Genomic DNA, 14163 nt, shown 5'->3' on the forward strand with positions numbered 1-14163 from the left:
CAAAAGGCGGTGCGAGCCGCACGGGCAGTCGTAGCACGACAGGCTGATAAAAAATAAATGAACGAACAAAGGACGGTGCGAGCCACACGGGCAGACGAACAAAAGACGAACAAAAGACGAAGAAAGAACGAAGAAAGAACGAAGATAACCTCCCCCTAACCCCCTCCAAAGGGGGAATTGTAGCGATGCAAAGAGAAACAAAGGACGAAGAAAGAACGAACAATGAACGAAGGAAAGACGAACAATGAACGAAGGAATGATGAAGGACAATAGAAGGAAACTTGAGGATGGGTTATTGCAAATTAAAAGGAGGTAAGCTAACTTTATACTTATATATTTAGGCTGTTTTAAACTTGATATCATTATAACAAAAGGAATGAAAATCATTACATTAACTACTGATTTTGGTTTACGAGATTACTCGGTGGGAGCTGTAAAGGGTGCTATTTATAGTAAGTGCCCTGAGGCTTGCGTGGTAGATATCTCGCATTTGATTTCGCCTTTTGATGTGTTTCAAGCTGCCTTCATCTTAAAAAATGCTTACGTACATTATCCAAAAGGAAGTATACATATTATAGGGGTAGATGCGGAGCGCACTCCTGAAAAAAGGCATATGGTAATGAAACTGAACGGGCATTACTTTATCGGGGCTGATAACGGTATTTTTCATCTTTTAGCAGAAGATAAAAACAATGCTGAACTGTATGAAATAAAAGGAGAACAAAGCACTGAACTTTTCCCTACGCTGTATTCATTCCCTTCGATTGCTGAGAAAATATGCCAAAACATTTCGCTTAACAAAATAGGTAAGAAAACTGATACGTATTTAGAGGCTACTCATTTTAAACCAGAGATATCGGCTGATAAACATTTTGTTTACGGTACGATTATTTATATTGACCACTATGGTAATGCGGTGAGCAATATCAGTAGGAGATTATTTGAAGAAATAAGACAAGATAGAGCCTTTGAGGTTATCTTTAATATGTATACTTTTAAAAAGATTTATAACCATTACAGCGAATTTATTGATTTCAGTGTTCCTGCTGACCTTCGGGCTCCTGATGGAAAGCGGTTGCTTCTGTTTAACGATCTCGACTATTTGCAGTGTAGTGTTTACAAAAGTGATACCCATACGGTGGGAGGAGCTTCTACTTTATTAGACATCAAATACCTTGATAGAGTGAGTGTTCACTTTCTTTAATAGGGGGTAAAATAGCCTTATAGAGAATAGATGAAGAATGAATGATATTAAAAATACGGAAACTTTTTTTGTTTATTAAGTTTTTTATCGTACCTTTGCCCCCGATTTAGAACACTTAATACATTTAACATAAGAAAAATGAAAAAAGTAATTACTACCGTTATCATAGTAGTTCTGGTAGGATTAATGGGTTTCCGCCTATATTCTAACCAAAAGAAGAACGCTGAAGAGGTGGCTATTGTAGCCCAAAAAGAAGCTCAAGTGGCCGTACGTGCTGCTAAAGTGACTGAAGAAAAAGTAGCTGACTTATTCAGCGCTAATGGTACTTTTGTGGCAGAACAGGACTTGAATGTGTCTTCAGAAGTGGGCGGACAAGTGATAAAAATTTACGTAAAAGAGGGTGATTTTGTAAGAGCAGGACAAGTATTGGCACAAACAAAAGCTGATAGAACCAATGTGCAGTTAGACAATGCCAAAGCAGTGCTCGAAACAGCAAAATCGGACTTGAAACGCTTTGAGAGTGCTTACCAAACGGGAGGAGTTACTGCTCAACAATTGGAACAAGCACGCTTGCAACTGAAAAACGCCCAAGCTAACTACAATTCAGCAGCTATAGTATCGGGCGATACAGCCGTACGCAGTAAAATCAACGGGATTGTCACTAGCAAAGACGTGGAAGAAGGAACGCTTGTAAGTCCTGGACAGACACTCTTCAATGTGGTAAATATTGATAACTTGAAACTTAAAATTACTGTAGATGAGGGGCAAGTAAGTCGATTGAAAGTAGGTGAGGTTATTAAAATAAAGCCCAGCACTTCGTCTGAGGTAGTAGAAGGTAAGATTACGTTTATTGCGCCAAAATCTAACGGGGCTCTTAAATTTCCCGTAGAAATATTGGTAGCTAATAAAGATAAAAAACTAAAAGCAGGTATGTATGCCACTGCTCAGTTTGGTAGTGGTAGTGACGAGATTACTGCTCTTGTGGTACCTCATTCTGCTTTTGTGGGCAGTGTGAGCCAAAATAAAATTTTTAAGATAATAAAGAGTCAAAATTCACAGGGACAAGAAGTGCTTAAAGCAGAAATGGCTAATGTGAAAAGCGGTCGTAACTTTGGGGATAAAGTAGAAATTATCAGCGGGCTTACTGCTGGTGAAGAAGTAATTACCAGTGGACAAATAAACATTGATAACGGAACACCGATAAAAGTAGTAGAGTAACTTACTATTTATCTTAATATTTGAATCTCTCCGTCTGTATCAAACCTAATCAGACGTGAGGGATTTTTTATTTCCATATCCTCTTGGCGATAGGGTACTACATAATCACACTGCGCAATAATGTCAGGATTAATGAGTTGGTAATTCAAGGGCGTAGGCTCTCCACTGATATTGGCAGAAGTAGAGACGATAGGCTTGCCAAAATCGGCAATCATCTGTTGGCAAAAGTCATTTTGCACAACCCTAATGGCTACCGTATTATCAGATGCTATCACATTTTTAGCCAAATGTAAGGGGTTGCTATAAATAATAGTAGTAGGCTCTTGCAAGGTTTTGAGATAGTTGAGTACCTTTGGAGGGATAACTGCTACATAACGCTGCAACATTGCTACATCGCTTACCAAAATGATGAGGCTCTTGCTCTCACTGCGTTGTTTAATCTGGAAAATCTTGGCTACAGCTTCAGGATTTGTAGCATCACAACCTAAGCCCCAAACCGTATCGGTGGGGTAGAGAATGACCTTCCCTGCCTTTAATATTTCAGTTATCAGATGGTTATTTGCCATTAGTTTTGTAATTTTGCCCGCAAATATATGTAAAAAATGCTTACCTCTATCATATCTTTCTTTAAAAGTTTTTCATTCTTCAAAGGCTGCCTCAAAACCATTGCAGTGCTTATTCCGTTAGGATTAGGCTATTGGTTTGACCTAATGGATATTGGCATACCCATAGCTTTGAGCGTAATTGCTATTTCGCCCAGCGATATTCCTGGTAATCAGCGACACCTTTACGGAGGTCTCTTTATAGCAACACTATTGGCAACCCTCAGTTGTACTTTGGTAAACCTGACGGCTCCTTATGAGTATTTGCTACTACCTACCATATTTATACTGACCTTTGGTAATGCTTATATTTCGCTTTACGGACATCGCGCTACTATGGTAGCTTTCGCGGGATTGTTTGAGATAGCTTCCACTTTAGCGCACTTACAAACAGGTTGGGGTATTGTGTTGTACTCGGGTTGTGTGTTATTAGGCGGACTGTGGTACAGTGCTTTAGTGTACATATTCCTAAAAGTGCGCCCACGATTGTACAGCGAACAGCTATTAGGAAAGTGTTTTGCTCTTACAGCAGAGTTTTTTTCGGTAAGAGCTGATTTACTGATTGCTAAAGACAGAAGCGAGGGACTCAAAAAGCTCATCAATCTGCAAACAAGTCTCAACGAAAAGTATGAAAAGCTACGTGAAGCCGTACTCGATTCACGGAGCAAGTCGGGGAAAACCGACTACCTGCAACGCCAATTTTTGATGTTTATTGAGCTGGTGGATATCTTTGAGTTAGCTTTAGCCAACCCCGTACAATACGAGAAAGTAGACCGCGAGTTTGCTGAGCACCGCGAATATCTACAAACTTATGTGGATTTCCTAAAAGAGCTATCGAGGCAGTTGCAAGAAATGTCAGAATACATAGGTTCACGCAAGAAGATACAGTTGGACAACTCTCTCAAAGATTTGTTGGCACAAACCAAAGAAAAGAATGAGGCACTGAAAGCCTTAGCAGAAGTATCGGAAGCTGACAAAGAACGCGCTTTGTTATTGCGGAATTTTTATATTTATATAGAAAGTCAGTACCACTCTATTGAAAATATCCGACATATTTTCGAGAACTACTATAGCAACGATGCAGGCGTACGCGATGAGAAGACCTATCGCAAGTTCGTGAGCTACCAAAACTACTCGTGGCGACGACTCAAAGACCATATCTCGCTCAAATCTACCTTTTTTAGGCACGCAATGCGTCTCTCTATAGTGATAACATTGGGTTATCTCATTGGCGATATCTTCCCAATTAACAATGCTTACTGGATTATCCTTACTATCTTTATCATTATGCGCCCTGGCTTTGGGATTACTCAAGAACGCTCTCTCAGTAGGGTGTATGGCACTATGATAGGTGGGGTAGCTTCCTTTGCAGTAATTTACCTACTCCCCTACCCCAGTTTGTACCTCTATGTGGCAGTACTGTGTATGCCTATTGCTTTTGGGCTGATACAGGAGAACTATATGTACGCCTCTATCTTCATCACTATCTGTGCGATATTCATCTTTGCACTGATTACCCCCAACGTGTACAGCCTTATTTACGACCGTTTGTTAGACACTGTTATAGGGGTTGGGCTATCGTTTGCAGGTAATTACCTCATATTGCCTACGTGGGAACACAGCACTTATAGGGGTGCCGTTAGCCAATCGGTGAAAGCCAATATTGAATATTTGAAGCAAGTAAAAGAGATTTTTAACACTGAAGAAGGAATTACCACTGCCTATAAAGTATCGCGTAAGGAAGCGGTATTAGCACTTTCTAACCTCAATACCACTTTCCAACGAATGCTACAAGAGCCGAAGTTTATGCAGTACAAAAACCCGTCGGTATATGGTATTATTGTGATACAGCAAACTTTCTTAGCCTCTGTAGCCTCTTTTGGTATCCGACTTAACAACAAGAAAGTAACCTTCCCTAAACCTGTGTTCAACAAGGCTATTGACAGCCTTATAGAGGCACTACGCCAATCGTTAGCACCACTCACCCACCAAGTTAACGACACTCATACAGATTATAAAACACCTATAGATGAGCTTAATCAATCTATTAAAGAAATAATGGATACTCCTCAAACTCCCGACAACTCCTCTCCTATCTCAATGCGTGAAACGCAGTTTTATGCAGAACAGTTCAACTATCTATTTGGGTTAGCAAAGAACTTAGAACAAGGAATCCGATCTATCAATGAGTAATAATAAAAAAAGCGCTACCAAATTGGTAACGCTTTTCTTTAGTATATCTTGTGTAATTACAATTGTTCTACAAATAACACAGAGTCTTCAATTGAAACAACCTTGACAATAGTATTAGAAGGAATACGTTCATCTGTGGTCATTGCTTCTAATTCGTGAATAGTACCTCGTATACTAATTGTCACTTTGCCTCTTCCTGTTTTATGCTCTGGAATAGGAATGTATACCTCTGCTGTTTTACCCAATGTTTCAGTGAGCTTAAAAGTGTTATCCTCTGAGAGTTTCATCAGTGCTCTAATCACAAGGAAAAACAAGTATACAAATAATACCCCTACTATAACAGCCAACAAAATCAATAATACTTGATTAGTGATTATTTTATAGAACGAAATACCCGTCCAACTGAAACCTAACAAGAAGTTCATCAAGTTACGGAAAGAAAACAGTTGGAAAGGAGTATCTCCTCCGTCTAAGTCACCATCAAAATCAGCTGAAGTACCATCAGAGGCATCACTTCCTATAAAAGTGAGTATCATCTGTATGATAAATATCACTGTTACGGGAATAGCTACTAACCAAAAGCCTTTAAGTAAAGTGTCGAGGTTGTTAAAAACTTCCATCATAGGTATAGTGTTTTAGTATAAGAGTTAATATCTATTAGCGAATTGTTTTGGGGTCTATACCCATATTCACAATAGCTTGGCGAATATCAGCAAAAGTTTTAAGATTAGCTTTCCCCTTTACTAACTCATAGTTTGTTCCTTTCTTAAGATAATTAATCAAACTAGTCTGTCCTCCAAAGTAAGAAGGTTTAACTTGGTCAATTGAAGTACCATTTTTAAGTGCTGTGAAAAACATACTATATTGGTTTGCACGTTCTTCTATCTCTCTTCTACCTTGGTTAAATTCAAACATTACCACGCTCCAATCATTACCTTCCAAACGTTTTAAATTCATTTTCACTCTATCTACAACTTCTTCTGAACAAGCCTGTGAATTAAAGCGTTTCATATCTGTAACAAAACTCTCTGTAAGCGATACATTTTTAGCGATAGGTCGAGTAGCGTTCTCTCCTCGTTTTACTGTCTTAGGATCGCGTGATTCACTTATGGTCACAATTCTTTCATTATCGCGAGGAGGTGTAACCGTTTTAGGAGTCCTTCCTACTGTAGTCTCATTTCTATTAACAACAGTTGTTTCGGGTCTAGTAGCTGGTTGCTCTTCTCTCTTAGGTTGCTCTACAGCTACTTCCACTTGGTCGCGCGCCTTACTTTCTCTAATTATTCTTTGTAAATCTACTTGATAAGATTTCAATTCTGAACTACCTCCTTTTAAATAAGGACGCAATAAACTATCTACCTGCTCACTGTTATAAGCTGAGTAATCAAAATCCTTCAAGAAGTTTTCCCATACGGCTTTCTCAAACTCAGGGCGTAATTTATCTGTAAGGAAATTGCGCTTTTGAGCCTCTGCTATAAAAAGACTTCCTTTAGGGTCTGCGTGGGTTTCTTTCCAATTGTTCACATCTAAAAGAAATGCCATTGCAGGCGAAATCATATCTATTTTAAGTGTATCCTTACTATTTGCTTCTACCATTTGAGCCAACTTACTGAGCTGTTCTTCACTTAATAACAAAGTATCTTTCCCTTCTTCTTTAAAGCTAACAACCAATTTTGTCTCGGCTATAGGTAAGCTCTTCTTTAATCTGATGTAAGAATCTTCAATTTCGTAAGTGCGCTCATCAATATTAGTTAAAAAGTGCATACCCTCTATCTCGCTCTCCGAATTGATTGCCACATAAGCCTTCACCGGATTCTTAAGCATCGGGAAAATAAACCAATAACCTACACCTACTAATATTAAAACAAAGGCAACTGCCGAAGCTATCTTTATCCAAAACGCACGAGACTTATTATTCATCTCCATTGTTTCGCGTTGTTCAGTGGTGGCAACTCCCCTGTTTACTACTGATAAACCATTAGAAAATTCAGGACTCTCTGAACCAATCATTTGTGGATTGTTAGCATCTTTAGCTCTATCAAAATTAACATCTCCACTTTTCGATATGCTAATAACTCTTCCTGTATCTTGATTTTCAAACTCAAAGTGGTACAAGTTTTCAGGTAAAACAATCTCTACAGGCGAATCACTACGCAAGTTTTTACTGAATACAATACCGTTGATTTTCAAAGACACCGAAGTTATAGTGCTCGAAATAATCGTAAAGTGATACTTCTCAAAAGGCACTGATAAGGCTACCCTATCATCTACCATATAGTTACTCTTGAAAACAATACCGTTGTAACTAAGGTTGAATACATTGCGTGCCTCATCTCCTTTTAGTAAAAAGTAATATCCCTTTGTATTAGAGTATAGCTTAGCTTTAAAAGTTGTACTCTCTAATGATAAGAACGATATGTATTTCTCAAACTCTCGCTGAGGAGTCTCTACGTACACCTTAAACTCTTTTGGAGCAAACGGAATTAAATCAAAAGTATAATTGTTCTGTACTTTCTTGATGTAACCCTTCCTAATAGCTTTCTTAATCGTGTCGTGATAAGAAAACATCTCGTGGTATCTCGATTTCTCAAGAAGCACCTCAATAGTATCGTCGTCCGAGAAAACTTCGTTCATATAGGTAGCTCCTATATCCTTGCCATTCTTCATAAACGCTAATATCTTAATATCAGCATTAGAAAGCACAAACCGAGAAGCTCCCCCACCTCCTCCTGCATTCGTTGCTTGAAAGGTAGATGCACTCGTTCTCGGGGTTGCATATTCTGGGAAAAGAAAGTCAATACTATATGCTCGAGGGTCTTCCACAAACTCCTTGCGCAAGAACACAAGATCTTGGTATTTCTCAAACTCAGGACGATAAGGCATATTGAAGTACTTATCTACCTCGTAAATATCCATATAAGGAAATACCTTAGGCATATAGCTTTGGTCTAATGCATAAGAAGCCGTTACCGGTTCCTCTACCAACTGTTTTTCATACCCTCTCAGAAGATTAAAATAAGGAAATATATCCTCTTTTTCATTCAGTAGCGGAATATTGTTGTCATAATTGATATGCTCTGCAAAGTACATATCCATTAACAAGTTCAATACTTGTCGCACCCCTCTCCATTGCAAAAAATGTGGTATATATAATGAAATGGCTATATACACACCACTCTGCCCATTCACTTCTTTTGACGAACGATACTGTGTGTATATCTTGTAACTATTGCTAAACTGCAATGTGTAAAAATCTACACGTGGGGTGTGTATACGTATAAAAGCACTGATATCTTTCAATCTGTCCTTTACTTCTTGCGACTGAAAGTTCACTCCTTGTGAGGCTAACACCTTGCATCCCTGCTTGTAACCCCAAATTGTTAAACCTATTGTATTAATTTTGGATTCCATAGTATTTTTAAGATTCTGCTAAAATTGGTACAAAAGTACGCATTATTTTTTACATACAAAAATTTTATTGTAAAAAAAATACCTACAAAGGTAAATTTCCTCTATAGGTATCAAAAATTATAATTGATATGAACTATTTAAATCCTTATAATTTATTAGTTTTCAGCAGGTTACTCAGGTGCAACTTCCGCCTTAGGCTCTTCTGCCTTTTCTGCAGGTTTTGACTCTACTTTTGCCACTTCTGCTACAATTTCAAATGGAAAATCAACAATTACTTCACGGTGTAAACGGATAGCAGCGTTATATTTCCCAGTACGTTTGATGGTGTTACCAGCGATAGAAATAAATTTCTTGTCAATATCGTGACCCGCTTTAGCTAACTCTTGTGCTACATCACCATTGTTGATAGAACCAAAAAGCTTGTCTCCAGCTCCCACTTTAGCAATAATTTTAACCGCCAATGATGAAAGTGCTTGTGCTGTTTTCTTAGCCTCATCAATAATGTGTTGTTCTTTGTAAGCTTTCTGTTTTAAATTTTCAGCTAATACCTTTTTTGCTGAGGGAGTAGCCAAAATTGCAAATCCTTGCGGAATAAGGTAATTACGTCCGTAGCCGTTCTTTACTGTAACGACATCGTCCTTAAAACCTAAATTATGTACGTCTTGTTTTAGTATAATTTCCATAGTCTCTACTCCTTGTTATTATTTTAATAAATCGGCTACATAAGGCATTAAAGCCAAGTGGCGCGCTCTCTTCACTGCGGTAGCTACCTTGCGTTGGAACTTCAATGAAGTACCAGTAAGACGGCGAGGTAACAACTTTCCTTGTTCGTTCACAAACTTCAATAAAAAGTCTGCATCTTTGTAATCAATGTATTTAATACCTGATTTCTTAAAACGACAATATTTCTTTTGTTTTGAAGTGTCGATGTTTAACGGAGTAAGATACTTGATATCTCCTTTTTTTTGTTCTACTGCCATTTTCTTACGCTTTTTTAGTGTTCAACTTTGCTCTTCTCTTTTCAGCCCACTCTATGGCGTGCTTGTCTAATTTCACAGTGAGGTAGCGCATTACGCGTTCATCACGACGGAATTCCAATTCAAAAGCATCAATTACTTCACCAGCTACTTTAAACTCGAAGAGGTGGTAAAATCCGCTTTTCTTGTTCTGGATTGGGTAAGCTAATTTCTTTAAGCCCCAATTCTCTTTTGCTACAAATTCTGCACCCCTCGAAGTAAGAAAACTCTCAAACTTTTCTACTGCTTCCTTTATCTGTGTATCAGATAAAACGGGATTCAAAATGAAAACAGTTTCGTATTGATTCATAAATAAAATGATTAAATATTTTTTTAATTCAGGGTGCAAAAGTACTACAATTATTTTACCTGACCAAATAATCTGTAATATTTTTACAACACTAATCACTAAGTTATTGATAATAAACAATGTGAACCCTCACTGAATTTGCGGGAGATTTTTAATCTTAATAATCTCATTATCGTATAATTCCTTAACTCGAACTCCTCTTAAATAAGTCCCTCCTGTATCAAATTATGTAAGTGGATAATCCCCTCATATTGTCCTTCACGTGTTACCAATAATTGCGTGATTTTATTCTTCTCCATCAAGTGCAACGCATCAATAGCCAAACTCTCTAAATCAATTGTCTTAGGGTTAGCACTCATTATATCTTTAGCCACCAAACCTTTTATGCTATCTGTTTTGCTCAGCATTCTGCGAATATCCCCATCAGTTACTACCCCCACAATTCGCCCGTGGTCAATCACAGCAGCTACCCCCAACATCTTTTCCGATATTTCCACAATCACCTTTTTAATATCAGTATCCGGAGCCACCTCAGGCTTCTGGTTGTGCACTACAATGTCAGCCACTTTCAGGTACAAACGTTTCCCTAATGCTCCACCAGGGTGATATTTAGCAAAATCACTGCTACCAAAATGCTTCATCTCAAGCAAACACACCGCTAAAGCATCGCCTAAAACCAACTGAGCGGTAGTGCTGGTCGTGGGAGCTAAGTTATTAGGACAAGCCTCTTTCTCTACGTGAGCGTAAAGCACGCTATCCGCTTGCTGGGCTAAAACCGAATTTCTATTAGAAGTAATCGCTATCAACTTGTTATTACCCCGTTTAAGCAAAGGTACTAATACCTTTATTTCCGGTGTATTACCACTTTTTGAAATGCATATCACCACATCATCTTGCTGTATGATGCCCAAGTCGCCGTGAATCGCATCAGCAGCGTGCATAAAAATAGCAGGCGTACCCGTAGAGTTCATCGTCGCTACAATTTTATTAGCAATAATAGCACTCTTCCCGATACCCGTAATCACTACACGTCCTTTCGACTGTAATATATACTCCACTGATTTGGTAAAATCCTCATCTACATAGTCTACTAACTTAGCAACTGCCTGAGCCTCTTCACTAATAGTTTGTTTGGCAATAGTTATAATTTCTTCTGTTTTCATCCTCAATAAATGGTTTTGCGTGAGGCAAAAGTAATACTTTTTTTGTTTATATAAAATATTCTTCACTTTTTCGCAGTACAAACACACGAATTTTCCCTTTAAAATAAAGCACTCTAAAAGTATGAATCATTGCCTTTCCGTACACCCTATACTTAGCCAAAGTTGGAAACCAAGGTTGTAAGGAAGACTACTAACGTATTATTTTTAACTCGCTTTTGTGTCTAATACTTTGCCAAAATCTTGAACTTTGTCAAAGTTGAATAAGAGGCAGGTTTCTTTCACTTTTCCGTCACTAATTCCCCCTCCCCGAGGGGGCTAGGGGGAGGTTTCTGCACATTTTCTTCGTCATTCGTCCCTCGTTATTCGTTATTCATTCTTTGCCCGTCGTGCTACGACCTTTTTCTTTCGTCTCGAAACCCTATTTTTGGCATTATTGGCATTATTGTATTATAGTATTAATCAACTATTTACATAGCTATTGTATAACAATCGTCCAAGATTCGTATAAGCTTCCTATAAGCTTTGTATAAGCTAACCATACCCACTTTACCTTTTACCTTTTATCTTTTACCTAAAATCCTTCTTCCGATATTCTTTGTTATCTTTCACTTCCTCCAATTCTTCATCGCTGTGTAGCTTGCTCTTTAGAATTTCCAAAAAAATCTGACTTATCCGAAAAATGCGACTCCTCCAAACTTTGCCAAAGTTAGAAACTTTGGCAAAGTTAATTATCAGCATTATTAGTATTATCGGTATTATCAGTATTATTAGCATTATTAGCATTATCAGCGTTTTACAAACTTTTTCTCTAAAAAATTTCTACTATCCAAAAAAAATTACTATCTTTGCAAGAATTTTGTAAGCTAAAGTCGTTACCTTATTGCGTTTATATCAATGGAAAACTCAGTTTTAGATTTAAAAGAAGTATCAGTATATCAAAAAGATAACCTCATTCTATCCAATGTAAATCTCACCATTGGAAAAGGTGAATTAGTGTACCTTATCGGCAAAACAGGCTCTGGAAAAAGTAGCTTGATCAAGTTGCTCTACGGCGATTTACCACTTACTAAAGGAAAAGGGAAAGTAGTAGGTTTTAACCTCAATAAACTCACTGAAGATGAGATCCCTTTGCTCCGTCGCAAATTGGGAGTCGTATTTCAAGACTTTAAACTCCTTACCGATAGAAGCGTGCACGACAATCTCGCCTTTGTACTAAAAGCTACAGGGTGGACAGACAAAGCTAAGATACAAAAACGCATAGAAGAAGTGCTTGCCAAAGTGAAAATGCAGAATACAGGCTTTAAGTTTCCGCACGAACTCTCTGGAGGTGAGCAGCAACGCATAGCCATTGCCCGTGCCTTGCTCAACAACCCCGAACTCATCTTAGCCGATGAGCCCACAGGTAACTTAGACCCCGAAACCAGCGTAGAGGTAATGCAAGTACTCAAGGAAATCAATGCTTCAGGGCGCACTATCCTAATGGCAACACACGACTATGCACTTATTCTTAAATTCCCGTCCAAAACCCTAAAATGTGATGGCGAACGCATCTTTGAAGTAGTACAACGAAGAGTCTAAAAAAATAAATCATAAATCTCTCTTATGATGACCGTCACCAATTCCCCCTTTGGAGGGGGATAGGGGGAGGTTATACAAAAAACAACAAAATAATGGCGATAAAAATACTTGCAAACGACGGCATTTCCGATTCAGGAAAAGAAGCGTTAGAAAAAGAAGGTTTTGAGGTAATCACCACTAAGGTAGCTCAAAACCAATTGGTAGACTATATTAACAAGCACGCAATCGATGCTCTTTTAGTGCGCTCGGCTACACAAGTGCGAAAAGATATCATCGATGGCTGTCCATCACTCAAACTCATCGGTAGAGGAGGCGTCGGTATGGATAATATAGATGTAGCACAAGCCAAAAGCAAAAACTTACACGTGATTAACACCCCTGCGTCTTCCGCTAATTCAGTAGCCGAACTCGTGTTTGCACACCTCTTCAGTGGGGTGCGCTTCTTGCACGATGCAAACCGCAATATGCCTTTAGAAGGCGATACTCAGTTCAACGTGCTTAAGAAGAACTATACCAATGGGGCTGAACTGCGTGGTAAGACGATAGGAATTATAGGCTTCGGTCGTAGCGGACAAGCGGTAGCGCGTATTGCTATCGGTTTAGGAATGAACGTATTGGCTTATGATCCAAAAGTGAGCGAAGCGGTCATCACCCTTGAGTTTTTTAACGGACAAACTTTGCCTTTCACTGTTAAAACCGTCGAAAAAGAACACTTACTGAAGGAATCCGATTATATTACCCTCAATAACAGCCCTGCTGAAGGAGGCTATATACTCGATACTAAAGAGTTTGCCCTAATGAAAGACGGCGTAGGGGTCATCAACTTAGCACGTGGAGGAGCCTTGAATGAAGTAGCTCTGATAGAAGCTCTGGACAGTGGTAAAGTAGCTTTTGCAGGCTTAGATGTTTTTGAAAACGAACCTGAGCCCGCTATACAAGTGCTAATGCACCCTCAAGTGTCACTAACACCACACATAGGGGCAGCTACTAATGAAGCACAAAACCGTATAGGCTATGAATTAGCCTCACAAATCGCAACCCTATTAAAATAATTTATACTATGGCAGGAATGTTAGACTTTTTAGGAGGTGATAACCTCCAACAACTCGTGAAAGGATTAAGTGAGAAAACCGGTATTGGTACTGATAAAGTAAGCTCGGTAATGGATTCACTCAAATCTATGCTCGGCAATGCCGAAGGTAGTGAGGTGCTCAACAAACTCACTGGCGACGGTCAATCATCTACCTTGAACGCTATCAGCGAAAAAACAGGTGTCTCTTTAGACAACGTAAGTAAGATTTTCCAAAACTTAACACCAATGCTATCCAACTTTTTCTCAGGCAAAGGAGGCAATATTAGTGAGATGATTACTTCTTTCTTCGATAAAAACAAAGACGGAAATGTAATGGACGATATTATGGGAGGCATCGGAAACCTCTTTGGCGGTAACAAATAATTAACTTATCAC

The 14163-nt window shown here is 38.7% G+C and carries 14 protein-coding genes; 6 read left to right on the top strand and 8 right to left on the bottom strand.

What is annotated here, in order from left to right:
* Positions 1-376 precede the first annotated feature (376 nt).
* Positions 377-1204 (top strand): SAM hydrolase/SAM-dependent halogenase family protein, encoded by an 828-nt coding sequence (locus tag RCZ04_RS05670; protein ID WP_460484988.1) that lies wholly within the window; start codon positions 377-379, stop codon positions 1202-1204.
* 138 nt (positions 1205-1342) lie between these two features.
* The gene (locus RCZ04_RS05675) at positions 1343-2422 is read left to right on the top strand and encodes an efflux RND transporter periplasmic adaptor subunit (protein WP_460484989.1); all 1080 of its coding nucleotides are present in this window, start codon (positions 1343-1345) and stop codon (positions 2420-2422) included.
* Positions 2423-2430: 8 nt separating this feature from the next.
* Here the strand turns inward: RCZ04_RS05675 and RCZ04_RS05680 are convergent, their stop codons facing one another.
* Positions 2431-2988, bottom strand: a complete 558-nt coding sequence (locus RCZ04_RS05680) for an L-threonylcarbamoyladenylate synthase (RefSeq protein WP_460484990.1) — start codon at positions 2986-2988, stop codon at positions 2431-2433.
* 36 nt (positions 2989-3024) lie between these two features.
* On the opposite strand from RCZ04_RS05680, the gene RCZ04_RS05685 reads away from it, so the two are divergent.
* Positions 3025-5217, top strand: coding sequence for an FUSC family protein (locus RCZ04_RS05685; protein ID WP_460484991.1), 2193 nt, complete (start codon positions 3025-3027; stop codon positions 5215-5217).
* 56 nt (positions 5218-5273) lie between these two features.
* Here the strand turns inward: RCZ04_RS05685 and RCZ04_RS05690 are convergent, their stop codons facing one another.
* The 7 genes from RCZ04_RS05690 to RCZ04_RS05720 form a co-directional block, all read right to left on the bottom strand.
* Positions 5274-5840, bottom strand: coding sequence for an NfeD family protein (locus tag RCZ04_RS05690; protein ID WP_460484992.1), 567 nt, complete (start codon positions 5838-5840; stop codon positions 5274-5276).
* A 34-nt stretch (positions 5841-5874) separates the two neighbouring features.
* Positions 5875-8628 (bottom strand): hypothetical protein, encoded by a 2754-nt coding sequence (locus tag RCZ04_RS05695; protein ID WP_460484993.1) that lies wholly within the window; start codon positions 8626-8628, stop codon positions 5875-5877.
* Between the two features lie 170 nt (positions 8629-8798).
* Complete coding sequence (rplI, locus tag RCZ04_RS05700) at positions 8799-9311, bottom strand: bL9 family ribosomal protein (protein ID WP_460484994.1); 513 nt, start codon at positions 9309-9311, stop codon at positions 8799-8801.
* Between the two features lie 18 nt (positions 9312-9329).
* Entirely contained in the window at positions 9330-9608 is a 279-nt protein-coding gene (rpsR, locus tag RCZ04_RS05705; RefSeq protein ID WP_002671374.1) for a 30S ribosomal protein S18, read from the bottom strand.
* 4 nt (positions 9609-9612) lie between these two features.
* Positions 9613-9954 (bottom strand): 30S ribosomal protein S6, encoded by a 342-nt coding sequence (gene rpsF, locus RCZ04_RS05710; RefSeq protein ID WP_460484995.1) that lies wholly within the window; start codon positions 9952-9954, stop codon positions 9613-9615.
* Positions 9955-10154: 200 nt separating this feature from the next.
* A complete protein-coding gene (locus RCZ04_RS05715) occupies positions 10155-11117 on the bottom strand; it encodes a KpsF/GutQ family sugar-phosphate isomerase (RefSeq protein WP_460484996.1) in 963 nt (320 codons plus the stop codon).
* A 567-nt stretch (positions 11118-11684) separates the two neighbouring features.
* Positions 11685-11855 carry a hypothetical protein gene (locus tag RCZ04_RS05720; RefSeq protein WP_460484997.1) on the bottom strand — a complete coding sequence of 57 codons (171 nt, stop codon included), beginning with the start codon at positions 11853-11855 and terminating at the stop codon, positions 11685-11687.
* A gap of 156 nt (positions 11856-12011) precedes the next feature.
* Between RCZ04_RS05720 and RCZ04_RS05725 the strand changes: the two genes are divergently transcribed.
* The 3 genes from RCZ04_RS05725 to RCZ04_RS05735 all read left to right on the top strand — a co-directional run bounded on the left by RCZ04_RS05725 (position 12012) and on the right by RCZ04_RS05735 (position 14151).
* Positions 12012-12695: a cell division ATP-binding protein FtsE gene (locus RCZ04_RS05725; protein ID WP_460484998.1), complete on the top strand. Its 684-nt coding sequence runs from the start codon at positions 12012-12014 to the stop codon at positions 12693-12695.
* A 92-nt stretch (positions 12696-12787) separates the two neighbouring features.
* Positions 12788-13747 carry a D-2-hydroxyacid dehydrogenase gene (locus tag RCZ04_RS05730; protein ID WP_460484999.1) on the top strand — a complete coding sequence of 320 codons (960 nt, stop codon included), beginning with the start codon at positions 12788-12790 and terminating at the stop codon, positions 13745-13747.
* Between the two features lie 8 nt (positions 13748-13755).
* The gene (locus RCZ04_RS05735; RefSeq protein ID WP_460485000.1) at positions 13756-14151 is read left to right on the top strand and encodes a DUF937 domain-containing protein; all 396 of its coding nucleotides are present in this window, start codon (positions 13756-13758) and stop codon (positions 14149-14151) included.
* Positions 14152-14163: the final 12 nt, after the last annotated feature.

This window comes from Capnocytophaga sp. HP1101, assembly GCF_054772415.1.